Genomic DNA, 16,500 nt, shown 5'->3' with positions numbered 1-16,500 from the left:
CGTCCGGTGGTGGTGGGTGGGGTGGTTGTTCTCGTGGGGGTGGTGGCCGGGTGCTCGGGGGTGACGGGGGACGGCTCGCGGGCGGCGGAGCGGTCATCGGGGCAGGTGTCGCACTGGGCGGAGGGAGTCACCGTCGAGTCGGTGGCCGAGACCTTGCACGTGGAGGTGCCTGCCGCGGCGAGCGAGGCGAAGGCGGCGCGCATGGAGGGGTTGCAGGACGACGGCCTGATCATGGCGTTCGCCCTGCCCACGGCCGAGGTGGACCAGTTCGTGGCGTGGCTCAAGCCGGAGCAGCCGCTCAGGCTGCGGGAGCAGCCGCTGGCGCACCATACGAACCCGTCGACGCCGTTCTCGCACCTCGGGCTGCCGGAACCTGATCTGCTGGCGGGGGTGCGCGAGGGGCAGGTGTGTGCGCCGTGCGCGGACGAACTCGACTGGCTGAAGGTCGCGGTGGCCCGGATCGACGACCGCACGAGTCGCGTCTATCTCATCGCCGCCGACTGAGCGGGCGGGCTGGGCAGCCTGGGTGGGGCTTCGGCTGGTGCTGGTGGTGCAAGTAGGGCTACGAAGGTCCACAGCAGGGCTGCGGTGCCGGTGGTGGCGGTCAGGAGGGTGGCCGCGTAGGTGAGGAGTGCGACCCACCATGTCGTGGCCGCGACGGCCAGGACGGCTCCGTACAGGGTGAGGGCGAGGCCGTTCGCTGGGGGGTTGATGCCGGCGTCGCACGAGCGCAAGGCCGCTGCGAGGAGGGCGGTTCCGAGGGCGGTGTGGCTGCTCCGGTGATGGGGGCGGCGGCGCAGCCCTATGGTCCGCTGGTCATGGGTGGGTCCTCGGTCGTGGGGTGTTCTTGTTGTCGGGCTGGGCTTGTTCCGTCCGGGCGTTGTCGATCGCTGGGCGAGTCGGGTTGGCACCGCACTGCTCGCCTCCTGGCGGTGACCAAGCCGGGGCGCCAAGCGGGGCATTGCGGTGTATTTGGGGCATGGGTGTGGGGTCCTTGTGGGGGTGGTGGGGGTGTGCGTCACGCTGGGCGCTCCTGAACCGGGAGTTTGTTTGATCGTCGTGGGGTTCGGGCTGTCTGAAATGGGGGGTTCGTGAGTTTGATGGCGTTCGGCGTGCGAGTGCGCAAGAGACGCGGGGTGTTCGCCTCCGGGGCTGTGCTGTTCGCGGTGCTGGCTTCGGCGCTGGGGCAGGGACCGGTCGCGGTCGCGGCGCCCGGGAGCGGCGCGGGTGAGGTGCGGGCGAGTGCCGGTACGGGGGCGACGGCCGGGCCGCGCGTCGCGGGGGCCGCGGATCCGAAGGGGGGTCATGACGACGCCGTGCGGGCGCTGGCGCAGAGCCGCCCCGCCGGTGCGTGCCCGGCTGATGTGCAGCCGTACGCCGTGGTCAGCTGCGCGGTCGGTCCGTACGCGACGGTTTCCTTCGGGATCACGCTGCCGCAGCAGAAGGATCTGCTCCAGGTCCAGACCCTGTCGACCCAGGGTCAGTCCCGCACCAAGCTGGTGGCGCCCGACGGCACGGACGTGGCCTGCGAGAACATCCTCGGCTCCGGTCTGTCGTACGGGGTGCTGCGCTGCCCCACGAGCAGGGCCGGGACCTACCGGCTGGACGTCACGGACGGCAGCGGCCAGGAGAACGGGATCTCGGTCTCGTACGTGCCGCTGCTCTCCTCCACGGCCTGCAAGGCGGTCGGCGCGGCCGATCGCCGGCTCGGCGCCCCGACCGTGTTCCGCGGCTCCCTGGAGCTGGGGTCCGCGGGCGACTGCTACGGCCTGGACCTCGCGGCGAACGACGTGCTGCGGATGCACAGCCCCTCGTCCCGGGTGCTCCTGACCGTCTACGACGGCTCCGGCAAGGAGGTCTGTACATCGAGGGACAGTTCCTTGGGCGGGCTCGACTGCGCACTCACCGGGACCGCGCCCTTCCGGGTGATGGTCCAGCGGTACAGCGGGCAGGCCGAGAGCTACGACCTCACCCTGGCGCGGCTGAACAGGCCCGAGGGCTGTGAGGTCGTGGAGCCGCAGATCTTCGGCACGTCCCCCGGCCTGAGTTCCACGGCGCGCTGCCGCACGCTGCGGGCCCGGGAAGCCGCCGGATACACCTTCGGGCCGGTGACGACCGGTACGGCCGTGTACGGCGGGCTGTTCACCCCCGACGGCAAGGAGATCGTCGCCGGATGTTCGCAGGGCGGCTGCGACCTGACGCCCGGGGACCACATCTGGGCGGTGCGGCCGGAGTACACCGACGCCGGTGCGTTCGGCATGATGTTCCTCTCCGCCAAGGAGACCCGCGGGTGCACCTCGACCCACGACAACGGTCTGGTGGCCGGGCCCGTGACGGGCACCTTCGGCGGGCTCGGGCAGCGCCTGTGCCTAACGCTGCCGACCGCCAAGGGCAACGGCGTCCACCTGCTCAACCGGCCGCCGTCGGACGGCGTCCGCGCCGACGTGGCGGTCTACGACGCGGCCGGTGTGAAGCAGTGCGGGTACGACGGCGCACACCACGCCGTCTGCAAGCTGACCGGCACCGCGCCCTTCCGCGCCGTCCTGAGCAGCACGGAGTCCAAGCCCTATGGCCTGGTGATCCACCGCACCGGCGAGCAGGCCGGCTGTGCGGCGTGGCCGCAGACCGGCTTCGACGGCAGCTGGGGTGCGGAGGTCACCCTCTCCGGCGAGAACAGGCAGCAGTGCCTGAGCCTGCCCGCGGACAAGCACGCCACCGCGGAGGTGGTCGGCCACAGCCAGCTCCAGGCCCGGCTGAACGGGTCGGTGACCCTCGTCGATCCGCAGGGCGTCGCGGCGTGTTCGACGTCCGGCGACCAGACGACGACCTGCCGTCTGGCCCCCGGCGTGCCGTACACCGCCATGGTGGTCTTCACCGGATACGGCACGGAGACGTACAAGCTGGCCCGGCGTGACATCTCGGCGACCGCGACGTGCGCCGCGCCCGCCTCGACGGCGGTCGGCGGCCGGTCCCTGGCCTTCGAGCTGACCTCGGCTCTGGACGCGCGGTGCGTCCGGGTCACCGGCGCTGCCACGGACCGATTCTGGTTCGGCTCGCGCAGCGCCGAGGACCCCCGCTACGGGCCGTCGGCGTCGCTCATGGCCGTCCGTGCCGACGGCGAAGTCGCCTGCCGGCAGACGGGCGCCGCATGCCAGGCGACCGGCTCGGCCTCGTACGTCGTGGTCGTGATGGCCTCCGGGTACAAGGACAAGCCCATTCCCGGCAGCCTGGACACCTGGAAGGTCGCCACGGCGTCGGCATGGGCGCCCGAGTGCGCCGCCAACAAGATCTCCGTCGACGGCTTCCCGGTGCGGAGCGGGGTGCTCACCGAGTCCTCGACCGCGTACTGCGCGGTGATCGACGTGAAGCCGGGCCAGGCGTTCGACGTCAACGGCACCAACAGCGCGACAGGATTCTGGAAGCCCGACATGCGCCTGCTGAGCCGCACCCACTGGGACAACGCGTACCTGGGCTACCAGTGCGGCGGTGAGTGGGGCGGATTCGCGGCCCGTTGCAGTGTCGGCGGCCGCGAGGAGGCCGGGCAGGCGGCTCTGATGCTGAGCGCGGGCCGGGCGGCCACGCCCGTCGAGTACAGCATCCAGGGCGTCTGCCGGAACGGCTGCGCCGAGCGGTCGTCAGACGTGCCGACGGGGATCAGCCCCGCGACCGGCGCCGCCGGGACCCGGACGCGGGCCGTCATCAGCGGCACTGGGCTCCACCTGGGCACAAAGGTGAAGCTGTCGCGCAGCGGCGTCAGCCAGCAGCCGGTCATGCGGCCGGTCTCGGTGAACGCCGACGGGACGGCTCTGACCGTGCTCGTCGACACGAACGCGCTGACGCCCGGCGCCTACGACGTCGTGCTCGACGGAGTCGGCTACGAGACGGGAGTCCCCTCGCGGGGCTATCTCCCCAACGCGTACCGGGTGACGGCTGCCGCGACCCCCGCGAAGAGCCGGTTCGTGCCGGTCACGCCCTCGCGGTTCCTGGACACGCGGGACGGCACGGGTGCGCCGAAGGCGCGGGTCGGTGCCGGTGGTGTGGTGACGTTGCAGGTGGCGGGTGTGAAGGGGGTTCCGGCGACTGGGGTGAGCGCGGTCGTGATGAATGTGACGGCCGTGGCTCCGACCGAGGCGGGGCACGTGATGGTGTACCCGAACGGACAGCCCAGGCCCGCGGTGTCGAACCTCAATTTCACGCCGGGGCAGATCGTGCCGAACCTGGTCACCGTGCCGGTGGTCAACGGCAAGGTGGACCTGCGCAACAACGCGGGGTCCGTGGACCTGATCGCCGATGTCACCGGCTACTACACCGACAAGGCCGGTACCGGGTCGGCGCTGACGCCGGTCACGCCTTCGCGGTTCCTGGACACGCGGGACGGCACGGGTGCGCCGAAGGCGCGGGTCGGTGCCGGTGGTGTGGTGACGTTGCAGGTGGCGGGTGTGAAGGGGGTTCCGGCGACTGGGGTGAGCGCGGTCGTGATGAATGTGACGGCTGTCGCTCCGACGGAAGCGGGGCACGTGACGGTCTATCCGAACGGCCAAGCGGCCCCCGGGGTGTCGAACCTCAACTTCACGCCGGGGCAGATCGTGCCGAACCTGGTCACCGTGCCGGTGGTCAACGGCAAGGTCGACCTGCGCAACAACTCCGGTTCGGTCGACCTGATCGCCGATGTGACGGGCTACTACTCGGCCACCGGCTCCACGTTCTCCGCCGGCGCCCCGGTGCGGCTGCTGGACACCCGCGAGGGTGTCGGCGCGCGACCTGGGCGGGTGGGCACGGGCGGGCTCGTCAGCCTGGACGTGGCCGGGGTGGAGGGCGTCCCGCTGACCGGGGTGACCGCGGTGGTCCTGAACGTCACCGTCACCAACCCGGACCAGTCGAGCCACCTCATCGTGCACCCGCACGGTACGGGGCGGCCGAATGTGTCGAACCTCAACTTCACGGCCGGGCAGACCGTCTCCAACCTGGTGGTGGTTCCGGTGGTGGACGGTCGGGTGACCTTCTTCAACAATGCCGGGAACGTCGACGTGATCGCTGATCTGAACGGCTACTTCACCGGCTGATCCAGGTCGCCATCGATCGCGTACGAGGCCGCGCCGTCCGGGGAACCGGGCGGCGCGGCTCTGTGTTGGGGGTGGCTTTTTGGGGGTTCACGGGTTCAGGGATCCAGGAAGTTGTTGCGGGCTATGAGGTAGGCCAGTTGGGCTCGGCTGCGGCTGCCGAAGAGGTCGGCTGCCCAGCGCATGTGGTTGGCGACGCTGCGGGTGCTCATGCCGAGGCGGGCGGCGATGGCTTCGTCGGTGTGGCCGTTGACCATGTGGCGCAGGATCGTGCGGCGGATGTCGTCGGTCAGGGGGGCCGGCAGGCGGCCGCCCGAGACGTCCCGCAGTGGGGTGGCGCGCTGCCAGGCGTGGTCGAAGAAGCCGGCGAGGTAGCGGACGACGCCGGGGTGTTCGATGACGAGGGCGATCTCGCTGCGTTCCGCGGCCGGGTCGGGGACGAAGGCGATTCTGCGGTCGCAGATGATCAGGCGGTCGAACACCTCGTCCAGGGTGCGGACTTCGCCGCCGGCGCGGGTGATCTGGGCGGCGTAGTCCAGGGTCGGGGGGTGGGTGCGGACGGTGTGTTCGTAGACGGTGCGCTGGTGGACGCCGCGGTTGAGGGCGGCGAGGTCCACGGGGAGGGCGGCGTCCAGGACCGCCTGGGGGCGGCCGCCGCCGGGCTGGGCGGTGAGGAGTTCCGTGCGGCAGGCGCGGACGGCCGCCGAGACGGTGGTGGCGATGGTGGCGGGGCCGTGGAGGGTGCGGATGGCGAGGGTGTCCTCGCGGCCGGTGCTGTCGAGGTACACCTCCTGGGCGCGGGAGATCGACGTGCGGAGGGTGTCGAGGGCGTGGCGCTTTTCGGCGATGGCGCGTTCGAGGCCGTCCATGTGGGTGCCGGCGGCGAGGTGGGGCGGGAGGGGGGTGAGGGTGCCGTCGGGGAGGCGGCGGATGAGGCCGAGGTCCAGGAGGCAGGGTGGGCAGGGGGTGGTGGCGGGGCTGGGGATGTGGCCGCGGAGGGCGGCGGCGTAGTAGGCGAGGCCGTCGGGGCAGATCTCGTTCTCACGGGGCGGGCCGGTGGGGGTGGGGCTCGTTTTCTCTGTTCCCGTGCACATGTGTCCATCCTGCTGGATCTCGCATTGCACGAACCTCCTGGGTGGGGGTGGTGGCTTGTGGGGGGTGGGGGGTTGAGCATGGGAGGGCGCGGGGGTTCGTGGTGTGGCCGCCGTGGGCCGGTGTGTGGCGGGAGGCCCCCTTCCTCTCGCCGTGCGGGTGGGGTGGCGGTGTCCGGGGTCCCTGGCCGGGCTTCGGGGGGCGTCGCCCCCCTTCCCCGTTGGTAGGGCTGGTTCTGGGTCGGTCTACCCGTTACGGGGGTGCGGGTATGGCTGGGCCCGGGGTGTTGCCCGGCTGCGGGCCGGCTCCGGTTTCGGGGGCGCTGCCCCCGGACCCCCGCGCCTCAATCGCCGGCGGGGCTGGATTGGGGGTGCGCCGGTGATCCTGCGCCCGCCTCATGTGCTGGCCGGGCTGGAGGGGGTCGGGGGCTGGAAGCCCGGGTGGGGAAAGATCGGGGCTCCGCCCCGGGCCCCGCGCCTCAAACGCCGGCGGGGCTGGATGGGCCAGGGCCGGTTACAGGGGCTTGGACATGCAGCGGCTTGAGTTGTAGTGGCGGTAGTGGCCGAATTTGGGGGACATTGCGTAGCCCGAGGAGAGGTAGAGGGCTATTGCTTCCGGTTGTTGGTCGCCGGTTTCCAGGCACATGCGGAGGCGGCCCGCCGTGCGGGCGTCGTGTTCCAGGTGGCTCAGGATGCGGCGGGCCAGGCCCAGGCCGCGGGCGCGGGGGATGACGTACATGCGCTTCAGTTCCGCGTCGCCGTTCGAGTAGCCCTCGTCGTTCTGGTCCTGGCTGCGCCAGCCGCCCGTGGCGACCGGGAGGCCGTCCGTGTCGTACGCCACGATGTACAGGCCCTGCGGCGGGGCGAACATGGCCGGGTCCAGGGGGGTGGCGTCGCCCTCGCCCTGGTAGCGCTGCTGGTATTCGAGCTGCACCTCGGCGCTGAGCCGGACCGCGTCAGGGTGGTCGTACGGCACGGTGCGGAGGTCGATCCCATGAGACATCCGGACATCGTACGGAACCGTCCGGCTATGGTGCGGGGATGCTGATTGTGACCTCCGTGAATGTGAACGGCATCCGGGCCGCTGCCAAGAAGGGGTTCGGGGCCTGGCTGGCCGGGACCGAGGCCGATGTGGTCTGCCTGCAGGAAGTGCGGGCCGAGGAGGCGCAGGTGCCGGAGGAGGTGCGGGCTCCCGAGGGCTGGCACACCGTGTTCGCGCCCGCCGCCGCCAAGGGGCGGGCCGGGGTCGCGGTGTACTCACGGCGGGCGCCGGAGGGGGTGCGGGTCGGCTTCGGGAGTGAGGAGTTCGACACGTCCGGGCGGTACCTGGAAGTGGATCTGCCGGGTGTGACCGTGGCCAGCCTGTATCTGCCCTCCGGCGAGGCGGGCACGGTGAAGCAGGACGAGAAGTACCGGTTCATGGCCGAGTTCCTGCCCTACCTGGCCGCCCTCAAGGAGAAGGCGGCCGCCGACGGGCGCGAGGTCGTGGTCTGCGGGGACTGGAACATCTGCCACCGCGAGGCCGACCTCAAGAACTGGCGGACCAACCGCAAGAACGCCGGCTTCCTGCCCGAGGAGCGGGAATGGCTCGGCCGGGTCTACGACGAGGCGGGGTACGTGGACGTGGTGCGCGCGCTGCACCCGGACACCGAGGGGCCGTACTCCTGGTGGTCCTACCGGGGCCGCGCCTTCGACAACGACGCCGGGTGGCGCATCGACCTCCAGGTGGCGACCCCGGGGCTGGCGGCGCGGGCCGTCAAGGCGGTGGTGGAGCGGGCCGGGACGCACCCCGAGCGGTGGTCCGACCACGCCCCCGTGACCGTGGTCTACGAGCCCGTCCGCCTCTGAGGCTGTTCCCGCCGCCCCTGAGGCTGTTCCGCTTCCGGCCCCCCGCCCGCGGCCAGCAGGCGGTCCATCGCCATCGTCAGTTCCGCCTCGACCACGCTCTTCGCCAGCGGGCGCAGCCGGGGCAGGGCCTCCGGGGAGATGTGGGAGGCGATCAGGTCCGTGAAGAGGCGGGCCATCGCGTCCGCGTGCGCGCGGACCCGGCGGCCCGTCTCCAGGACCTCCGCCAGCGGGACGCCCTCGCGGACCAGGGCCGAGGAGACGTCCAGCAGGCGGCGGCTGACGTGCACGATCGTGTCGCCGTCCACCGCGAGGTAGCCGAGGTCCAGGGAGGCCGCCAGGTTCTCCGGGGTGACCTCGCCCTCGAAGTAGTCCGCCAGTTCCTCCGGGGTGAGCCGGACCGGGGTCTCCTCCGACCAGCCGATGCCCAGCAGCTCGCCCAGCTGGCCCACGTCCCGGCCGTGCTCGAAGGCGGCGGTCAGCTCCGCGATGCCGCCGAGGGTGTGGCCGCGTTCGAGCAGGGCGGCGATGGTGCGCAGCCGGGCCAGGTGGTGCTCGTCGTACCAGGCGATACGGCCCTCACGGCGCGGCGGCGGGAGGAGTTTGCGCTCCCGGTAGAAGCGCAGGGTGCGGACCGGTATGCCGGCCGCCTCGGCCAGTTCCCCGGTGCGGTACTCGCGCCCTGTCTTCGCCTGCATCTCTTCTTCCTCCGCCACGGACGCAGCCTATGGCGTACCCGAGGTAACTTTCCGGGTCCGCCCCCTACCCATGAGTACGCGACTGCTCTACCCTCCCGATTGTGCCAGTGATTACTGGCAGTGTTTCGATGGCGTGTGCGGTGCGGATTGTGTGGCTGGGACTGCGGAAGAGCGGAAGGCGGCGGGCATGGGCAGCATGGACGGCACGGGGCGCGAGCACGGACAGCGTGAGCATCTACGGAATGAGCACGTACGGGTGGCGGTGATCGGGTCCGGCTTCGGCGGGCTGGGCGCCGCCGTACGGCTGCGCCGCGAGGGCATCACCGACTTCGTCGTACTGGAGCGGGCCGGTTCCGTCGGCGGGACCTGGCGGGACAACAGCTACCCCGGCTGCGCCTGCGACGTGCCCTCCCACCTGTACTCCTTCTCCTTCGCGCCGAACCCGGACTGGCCCCGCACCTTCTCCGGCCAGCCCGCCATCCGCGCCTATCTGGAGCACGTCGCCGACACCTTCGGGCTGCGCCGCCACATCCGGCTGGACACCGAGGTGCTGCTGATGCGCTGGGACGCCGACGCGCTGCACTGGGAGATCGAGACCTCCGCCGGCACCCTCACCGCCGACGTGGTGGTCTCGGCCACCGGGCCGCTCTCCGACCCCAAAATGCCCGAGATCCCCGGGCTCGCCGGATTCCCCGGGAAGGTCTTCCACTCGGCGCGCTGGGACCACGACTACGACCTGCGCGGCAAGCGGGTCGCGATGATCGGCACCGGCGCCTCCGCCATCCAGATCGTGCCCGCCATCGCCCCCGAGGTGGAGCGGCTGACCCTCTTCCAGCGGACCCCGCCGTGGGTGATGCCCCGTACCGACCGGGCCATCACCGCCGTCGAGCGCTGGCTCCACCGCCAGCTGCCCTTCACCCGGGCGGCCCGCCGCGGGCTGCTCTGGGGGATCCGGGAGCTCCAGGTCAGCGCCTTCACCAAGCGGCCGAACCAGCTCGGGCTGATCGAGTCCCTGGCCAAGGCGAACATGGCCCGCTCGATCAAGGACCCGGCGCTGCGGGCCAGGCTGACGCCGTCGTACCGGATCGGCTGCAAGCGGATCCTGCTGTCCAGCGAGTACTACCCGGCGCTGGCCCGGCCCGATGTGGACCTCGTCGCCTCCGGGCTCAAGGAGATCCGCGGCTCGGTGCTGGTCGCCGCCGACGGGACCGAGACCGAGGTCGACGCGATCATCTTCGGCACCGGCTTCCACGTCACGGACATGCCGATCGCCGACCGGGTGGTGGGCGCGGACGGCCTGACCCTCGCGGACGCCTGGAAGGACGGTATGCAGGCCCTGCGCGGGGCCACCGCGGCCGGCTTCCCCAACTGGATGACGATCATCGGCCCGAACACCGGCCTCGGGAACAGCTCGATGATCCTGATGATCGAGTCGCAGCTCAACTACATGGCGGACTACCTGCGCCAGCTCGGCACGCTCGGCGGCCGCACCGCCCTCGCCGCCCGGCCCTCCGCCGTGAACCGGTGGAACCGGCAGGTGCAGGCGCGGATGGAGCGGACGGTGTGGAACACCGGCGGCTGCACCAGCTGGTACCTGGACGCCCAGGGCCGCAACACCACCGTCTGGCCCGGCACGACCGGCGAGTTCCGCCGCGAGACGCGCAGCGTGGACCTGGCGGAGTACGAGGTGGTACGCGGCCGGGACCGCGAGCGCGCGGCCGCGGTGGCGGTGGCGGCCCCGGCCGTGGCGGCCCCCGTCCCCGCCGTGGCGGCTCCCGCCCCGGAGCCCGCCCCGGCGCCCCGGGCGAAGGCCGTCGCCGAGGCGAAGGCCCCGGCGGATGTCCCCGCCTCCGCCGAGGGCGCCGCGTGAGCCGGCTGACGCACGTCACCACCGGCCCCTGGGCCCCGCCCGCCGCCCGCCGCGAACTCGTCGCCGTCTCCGCCGACGGGGCCCGCCTGCACGTCGAGGTGCACGGCGAGGAGGGCGCCCCGGCCGTGGTGCTGGCGCACGGCTGGACCTGCTCCACCGCCTTCTGGGCCGCGCAGGTGCGGGCCCTGTCCGCCGATCACCGGGTGATCCTCTACGACCAGCGCGGCCACGGCCGCAGCCCGGCCGCCCGGACCCACAGCACCACCGCCCTCGCCGACGACCTCGTCGCGGTGCTCGGCGCGGCCCTCGCCCCGGGCGAGCGGGCCGTGGTCGCCGGGCACTCCATGGGCGGGATGACGATCATGGCGGCGGCCGCCCGCCCCGAGTTCACCGCGCACGCCGCGGCCGCGCTGCTGTGCAGCACCGGCAGCTCCCGGCTGGTCGAACTGGCCACGGTGATACCCGGCCGCGCCGGGCGCGTGCGGACCCGGATCACCGGCGCGGTCCTCGGCTCGCGCGCCCCGCTCGGGCCGGTCACGCCGGCCGCGCGCGCGGTGCTCAAGTACGCCACCATGGCGCCCGGTTCCGCCCCCGACCGGGTCGAGGCGTGCGCCCGGATCGTGCACGCCTGCCCCACGGGGACCCGGCGCGCCTGGTCGCACGTACTGGCCGGGCTGGACCTCGACGCCGATGTGGCGCGGCTGGCCCTGCCCACCGCCGTGATCGGCGGCACCGCCGACCGGCTCACGCCGATCGCGCACGCCCGCGCGCTGGCCGCGGCGCTGCCGCAGTGCGTGGGCCTCACCGAACTCACCGGCGTGGGCCACATGACCCCCGTCGAGGCCCCCGAGGCCGTCACCCGGGCCCTGCGCGAGCTGGCCGGCGCCCCTCTCCACACCACCGAGAAGGAGAAGACACCGTGAGCGCTGCCAGGAGTCTGGAAGGCCAGGTCGCCGTCGTCACCGGGGCGGCGCGCGGGGTCGGCGAACTGCTCGCCCGCAAACTGTCGGCCCGCGGCGCGCGCATCGCGCTCGTGGGGCTGGAGCCGGACGCCCTCAAGGAGGTGTCCGAGCGCCTGCACACCGACAGCGACCACTGGTACGCGGACGTCACCGACCACGAGGCGATGGCCCGGGTGGCGGGGGAGGTCAAGGAACGCTTCGGGAAGGTGGACATCGTCGTCGCCAACGCGGGCGTGGCCTCCGGCGGGCCCTTCGAGCTCTCGGACCCGGACGCCTGGCGGCGGGTCATCGAGGTCAACCTCATCGGCGGGGCCGTCACCGCCCGCGCCTTCCTGCCCGTACTGACCGAGAGCCGGGGCTACTTCCTCCAGATCGCCTCGCTCGCCGCGATCACCCCGGCGCCGATGATGACGGCGTACTGCGCCTCCAAGTCGGGGGTCGAGGCGTTCGCGCACTGCCTGCGCGCGGAGGTCGGGTACAAGGGCGTCAAGGTCGGTGTCGGCTACCTCTCCTGGACCGATACGGACATGGTGCGCGGCGCCGACGAGAACGACGTCATGCGGGAGCTGCGCGGGCGCCTGCCCTGGCCCGCGAACCGCACCTACCCGCTCGGCCCGGCCGTCGACCGGATCGTGGCGGGTATCGAGCGGCGCTCGGCGCACGTGTACGCGCAGTGGTGGCTGCGCGGCATGCAGGGCATCCGCGGCTACCTGCCCGCCGTCATCGCCACGGGCGGCCGGCGCGAGATGAGGCGGTTCGAGCCGAGGCTGGGCGAGGTCTCCACCGGGCTCGTCGGCGCCGGCGGGGCTGCCGACGAGCGGGAGCGCAGCCACAGCCGCTGAGCGGCGAGGGCGTACGGCGGGGCGCGCTCCCGGCGGCACGGAGCGCGCCCCGCCCCCGCTCACTCCCGCGGCGGCAGCTTCGGACGGCGCCGGTCCGGTACGTCGGTGTAGCCGGGCGGGACCGCGGCCGGATCCTGTTCGAGCAGTTCCAGCGCCAGCTCCACGGCGTCGACCAGCTGCGCGTGCCGGCCCTCCGCCCAGTCCAGCGGGGTCCGCAGGATCGGCAGGTCCGGTTCCACGCCGTGGTTCTCCACCGACCAGCCGTACTCCGGGAACCAGGCGGCGTTCATCGGGACCGTGATCACCGTGCCGTCGCCGAGGGTGTGCCGGCCGGTCATGCCGACCACGCCGCCCCAGGTGCGCTGGCCCACCACCGGGCCCAGGCCCAGCAGTTTGAAGGCCGCGGTGATCATGTCGCCGTCGGAGGAGGTGGCCTCATCGGCCAGCGCGACGATGGGGCCGCGGGGCGCGTTGGAGGCGTAGGAGACCGGCTGGGCGTTGCGGGTGAGGTCCCAGCCGAGGATGGAGCGGGTCAGCTTCTCCACCACCAGCTCGCTGATGTGCCCGCCGGCGTTGCCGCGTACGTCCACGATGAGCGCGGGCCGGGACATCTCCATGCGCAGGTCGCGGTTGAACTGCGCCCAGCCCGAGCCGCCCATGTCGGGGATGTGCAGGTAGCCGCACCGGCCGCCGCTGGTCTCGTGGACGACCGCGCGGCGCTTGGAGACCCAGTCCTGGTAGCGCAGCGGCCGCTCGTCGATCAGCGGGACCACGGCGACCCGGCGGGAGGGGCCGTCGCCCTCGGCGGGCCGGAAGGTCAGCTCCACGGTGGTCCCGCCGGCCCCGGCGAGCAGCGGGTAGGGGCCCGCGACCCGGTCCACGGGGCGGCCGTCGACGTGGGTGAGCACCGCGCCCTCCCGGATGCCCGTGCCGGCCAGCGGGGAGCGGGCCTTGGAGTCGGAGGACTCGCCGGGCAGGATCCGCTTGACCACCCAGCCCTCCTCGCGGGGGACCAGGTTGGCGCCGAGCAGGCCGATCGCGCGCTGGTAGTGCGGCGGGCCCTCGTTGCGGCGGGCGGGGGAGACGTAGGCGTGCGAGGTGCCCAGTTCGCCCAGGACCTCGCGCATCAGGTCGGCGAACTCGTCGGGGGAGGCGACCCGTTCGACCAGCGGGCGGTACTGGGCGAGGACGCCGTCCCAGTCGATGCCGCAGAGGTGGGGCTCCCAGAAGTAGGCGCGGATGATCCGGCCCGCCTCCTCGAACGCCTGCCGCCACTCGGCCGCCGGATCCACCTCGTGCAGGATGCGCCGCAGGTCCAGGTAGACGGTGGAGTCCCCGTCGCCGGACTCGGTCGCGGGGACCGCGCGCAGCTCGCCGTCGTCGTTGACGACGAGCCGGCTGCCGTCGCCGCTGACCGCGAACCAGTCCAGGCCCGAGGCCAGTTCGGTCTTGCGGGCCTTGGTGAGGTCGAAGTGCTCCAGGGTGGGCTTGCCGCTGAGGTCGTTGGGGTTGGCGAAGGTCTCGCCGAGCGCGCCCGAGATCGGCCAGCGCAGCCAGACCAGCCCGCCGCCGCTGACGGGGTGGAGCGCCGAGTACTTGGAGGCGGAGACGGGGAAGGGCGTGACCCGGCTCTCCAGCCCCTCCACCTCGACGGTCACGGTGCCGTCGCCCGAGTCCCCCTCCTCCGGGTCCAGTCCGCCCGCGGCCGGGCGGCCCTCGGCGGAGAGGGCGAAGGGGGAGTTCGTGGCGGAGGACAGCGGCACCAGGTACGGGCGGCAGCCCAGCGGGAAGGACAGGTCGCCGGTGTGCACGTCGTAGACGGGGTCGAAGCCGCGCCAGGAGAGGAAGGCCAGGTAGCGCCCGTCCCGGGTGAAGACCGGGTTCTCGTCCTCGAAGCGGCCGTTGGTGACGTCCACGATGGTGCGCGCGCCCGGTCCGGCGATGCGGGCCATCTTGATCTGCCGCAGGGAGCGCCCGATGCCCGGGTGGGACCAGGTCAGCCAGGTGCCGTCGGGGGAGAAGGCCAGGTCGGTGACGGGCCCGTTGAGGGAGGCGGTCAGCTCGGTGACCTCGCCGTCGGAGTCCTCCGTGGCGTCGACGAGCAGCAGCCGCCCGTCGTGGGAGGCCACCGCGAGCCGTTCCCCGTCGGGGTCCGCGAGCAGTTCCGTGACGCGGCCCAGCCGGCCCGAGCCCAGCCGGCGCGGGGCCCGTTCCCCGGAGGCCCGCGGGAGGTAGGCGATCTCGATGGCGTCCTCGCCCTCGGCGTCGGTGACGTAGGCGACCTGCCCGCCGGTGCCCAGCATCTCCGGCAGCCGGACCCGGACCCCGGGGGTGTCGGCGATGGTCCGGGCCGGGCCGTCGCGGTGGGTCAGCCAGTAGAGGCTGCCGCGCACGACGACCGCGCTGGCCCGCCCGGTGGTGTCCACGGACAGCGAGTCGACGTGGTGGGCGGCCGAGACCTGGTACGTACGCCGGCCCGCGCGCGGCCCGCCCAGCCGCACCCGGAGCTTGCGCGGGACGGAGTCGGGGGTCAGGGCGTCGACGATCCACAGGTCCCCGGCGCACTGGTAGACCACGCGGGAGCCGTCGCTGGAGGCGTGGCGGGCGTAGAACTCGTCGTGGTCGGTGTGGCGGCGCAGGCCGGTGCCGTCGGGCAGGCAGGAGTAGAGGTTGCCGATGCCCTCGTGGTCGGAGAGGAAGGCGATCCGGCCGCCGACGGACATCGGTGCTTCGAGGTGGCCCTCCAGGTCCTCCAGGAGCTGGGTGCCGTGCAGCCAGAGGCGGCCGGTGGCGCCGCCGCGGTAGCGCTTCCACGAGGCCGGTTCGTGCGGGGGCTTGCCGGTGAGCAGCAGGGTGCGGTGCTCGCCGCCGGTCTCGGTGACCTGGATGTCGGAGACGGGGCCCCAGGGCAGGCGGCCGCCGGGGCTGCCGTCGGTGGGGAGCTTGTAGGCCCAGGAGTAGTAGGAGAAGGGCTGCCCGTGCGAGGAGACGGCCAGGACGTTGCCGTCCGGGTCCCAGCCGCAGACGCGGGTGTCGGTGGCGCCCCAGTGGCTGAGCTGCCGGGCGGGTCCGCCGTCGACGGGGGCCAGGTGGATCTCGGGATCGAGGCTGCGCCAGGTGGTGAAGGCGATGTGCCGGCCGGCGGGGGAGAACCGCGGGTGCCCGACCCGGGTCCGGTCGACGGTGATGCGCCAGGCCCGTCCGGGGTCCCGGCCCTCGGGTACGAGCGGGGCGACCCAGAGGTCGTCCTCGGTGACGAAGCACAGCAGATCGTCGTGCAGGTGCGGGAACCGGAGGTACGCGACGTCGTGACTCACCCCCCAATGCTTTCCGCGGGGAGGGGGCGCGGCAACCCGTACAGGTGATCCAAAGCACTCCACAAGCGAAACGGAACGGTTTCGTTTCGCTGAGGGATGGGGGTATCGTCTCCGGTGTGCGGAACAGTTTCGTTCGGACGGAGGCGCGGACATGACCGAGGCGATCACGGCCCGGCGCAGCCGGATCACCCCCGAACGGCAGGCCGAACTGCACGAGGCGGTCCTCGACCTCCTGCGTGACGTCGGCTACGAGGCGCTGACCATGGACGCGGTCGCCGCCCGTACGAAGTCCAGCAAGGCCACCCTCTACCGCCAGTGGGGGAGCAAGCCGGAGCTGGTCGCCAAGGCCCTGCGGTGCACGCAGCCCGTCACGCTGCGGGAGATCGACACGGGCAGCCTGCGCGGGGACTTCGCGCGCATGGTGGAGTGCTCGGACGACGCGCAGATGGCCAAGGACAGCGCGCTCATACGCGGTCTGGCCCATGCCGTCCACGAGAGCCCGGAGCTCCACAAGGCCCTCCGGGAACTGCTCGTCGACCCGGAGATCACCGGGCTGCAGGTGATGCTGCGGCGCGCGGTGGACCGGGGCGAGATCGACCCGGGGTGCCCGGCCCTGGATTTCGTACCGCACCTGCTCATCGGGGCGTTCATCGCGCTCCCGCTGATCGAGGACCGTCCGGTGGACCGGTCGTTCCTCGGTGACTTCATCGACGCCGTGGTCTTCCCCGCCCTCGGCGTCTGAGCCTCCCCGTCCCCTCCGCTGCTCCTGACACGCCGCTCTCGTCGTCGGGCCGGCTCTCCATGCCCTGATCCTC

General features: G+C 72.8%; 11 protein-coding genes. 7 read left to right on the top strand and 4 right to left on the bottom strand.

Features of this window, described 5'->3' with window-relative positions:
- Window positions 1-21: 21 nt before the first annotated feature.
- Entirely contained in the window at window positions 22-504 is a 483-nt protein-coding gene (locus ABZ873_RS02665) for a hypothetical protein (protein ID WP_360864149.1), read from the top strand.
- A 608-nt stretch (window positions 505-1,112) separates the two neighbouring features.
- Window positions 1,113-5,063: a hypothetical protein gene (locus tag ABZ873_RS02660; protein ID WP_360864147.1), complete on the top strand. Its 3,951-nt coding sequence runs from the start codon at window positions 1,113-1,115 to the stop codon at window positions 5,061-5,063.
- Between the two features lie 95 nt (window positions 5,064-5,158).
- On the opposite strand, the gene ABZ873_RS02655 is transcribed toward ABZ873_RS02660, so the two are convergent.
- Both ABZ873_RS02655 and ABZ873_RS02650 read right to left on the bottom strand, forming a co-directional pair.
- Window positions 5,159-6,154 (bottom strand): LuxR C-terminal-related transcriptional regulator, encoded by a 996-nt coding sequence (locus ABZ873_RS02655; RefSeq protein ID WP_360864145.1) that lies wholly within the window; start codon window positions 6,152-6,154, stop codon window positions 5,159-5,161.
- A gap of 511 nt (window positions 6,155-6,665) precedes the next feature.
- Complete coding sequence (locus ABZ873_RS02650; RefSeq protein WP_360864143.1) at window positions 6,666-7,154, bottom strand: GNAT family N-acetyltransferase; 489 nt, start codon at window positions 7,152-7,154, stop codon at window positions 6,666-6,668.
- Window positions 7,155-7,192: 38 nt separating this feature from the next.
- On the opposite strand from ABZ873_RS02650, the gene ABZ873_RS02645 reads away from it, so the two are divergent.
- Window positions 7,193-7,999: an exodeoxyribonuclease III gene (locus tag ABZ873_RS02645; protein ID WP_360864141.1), complete on the top strand. Its 807-nt coding sequence runs from the start codon at window positions 7,193-7,195 to the stop codon at window positions 7,997-7,999.
- On the opposite strand, the gene ABZ873_RS02640 is transcribed toward ABZ873_RS02645, so the two are convergent.
- On the bottom strand, window positions 7,978-8,694 hold the full coding sequence (locus ABZ873_RS02640; RefSeq protein WP_360864506.1) for a MerR family transcriptional regulator: 717 nt from the start codon (window positions 8,692-8,694) through the stop codon (window positions 7,978-7,980). The genes ABZ873_RS02645 and ABZ873_RS02640 overlap by 22 nt on opposite strands.
- Before the next feature lie 196 nt (window positions 8,695-8,890).
- On the opposite strand from ABZ873_RS02640, the gene ABZ873_RS02635 reads away from it, so the two are divergent.
- The 3 genes from ABZ873_RS02635 to ABZ873_RS02625 are packed head-to-tail and all read left to right on the top strand — an operon-like array spanning window position 8,891 to window position 12,368.
- Window positions 8,891-10,564 carry an NAD(P)/FAD-dependent oxidoreductase gene (locus ABZ873_RS02635; RefSeq protein ID WP_360864504.1) on the top strand — a complete coding sequence of 558 codons (1,674 nt, stop codon included), beginning with the start codon at window positions 8,891-8,893 and terminating at the stop codon, window positions 10,562-10,564.
- Window positions 10,561-11,487, top strand: a complete 927-nt coding sequence (locus ABZ873_RS02630) for an alpha/beta hydrolase (protein WP_360864139.1) — start codon at window positions 10,561-10,563, stop codon at window positions 11,485-11,487. Before ABZ873_RS02635 ends, ABZ873_RS02630 begins: the two co-directional genes overlap by 4 nt.
- Window positions 11,484-12,368 (top strand): SDR family oxidoreductase, encoded by an 885-nt coding sequence (locus ABZ873_RS02625; RefSeq protein WP_360864137.1) that lies wholly within the window; start codon window positions 11,484-11,486, stop codon window positions 12,366-12,368. Before ABZ873_RS02630 ends, ABZ873_RS02625 begins: the two co-directional genes overlap by 4 nt.
- A gap of 59 nt (window positions 12,369-12,427) precedes the next feature.
- On the opposite strand, the gene ABZ873_RS02620 is transcribed toward ABZ873_RS02625, so the two are convergent.
- Entirely contained in the window at window positions 12,428-15,685 is a 3,258-nt protein-coding gene (locus ABZ873_RS02620; protein WP_360864135.1) for a S41 family peptidase, read from the bottom strand.
- A 151-nt stretch (window positions 15,686-15,836) separates the two neighbouring features.
- Here ABZ873_RS02620 and ABZ873_RS02615 point away from each other — a divergent pair, with 151 nt between their 5' ends.
- Window positions 15,837-16,427 carry a TetR/AcrR family transcriptional regulator gene (locus tag ABZ873_RS02615; protein WP_360864133.1) on the top strand — a complete coding sequence of 197 codons (591 nt, stop codon included), beginning with the start codon at window positions 15,837-15,839 and terminating at the stop codon, window positions 16,425-16,427.
- Window positions 16,428-16,500 lie beyond the last annotated feature (73 nt).

Origin of the sequence: Streptomyces sp. NPDC047014, from assembly GCF_040644195.1 — a bacterium.
In the GTDB taxonomy this organism is placed as follows: Bacteria; Actinomycetota; Actinomycetes; order Streptomycetales; family Streptomycetaceae; genus Streptomyces.
This window is presented reverse-complemented; position numbering and strand designations above follow the sequence as displayed.

Bases quoted from the DNA above. Each gene is read 5' to 3' on its own strand.
- ABZ873_RS02635 (WP_360864504.1), top strand. From the start codon at position 8,891: ATGGACGGCACGGGGCGCGAGCACGGACAGCGTGAGCATCTACGGAAT.
- ABZ873_RS02640 (WP_360864506.1), bottom strand. From the start codon at position 8,694: ATGCAGGCGAAGACAGGGCGCGAGTACCGCACCGGGGAACTGGCCGAG.
- ABZ873_RS02650 (WP_360864143.1), bottom strand. From the start codon at position 7,154: ATGTCTCATGGGATCGACCTCCGCACCGTGCCGTACGACCACCCTGAC.
- ABZ873_RS02655 (WP_360864145.1), bottom strand. From the start codon at position 6,154: ATGTGCACGGGAACAGAGAAAACGAGCCCCACCCCCACCGGCCCGCCC.
- ABZ873_RS02615 (WP_360864133.1), top strand. From the start codon at position 15,837: ATGACCGAGGCGATCACGGCCCGGCGCAGCCGGATCACCCCCGAACGG.
- ABZ873_RS02645 (WP_360864141.1), top strand. From the start codon at position 7,193: ATGCTGATTGTGACCTCCGTGAATGTGAACGGCATCCGGGCCGCTGCC.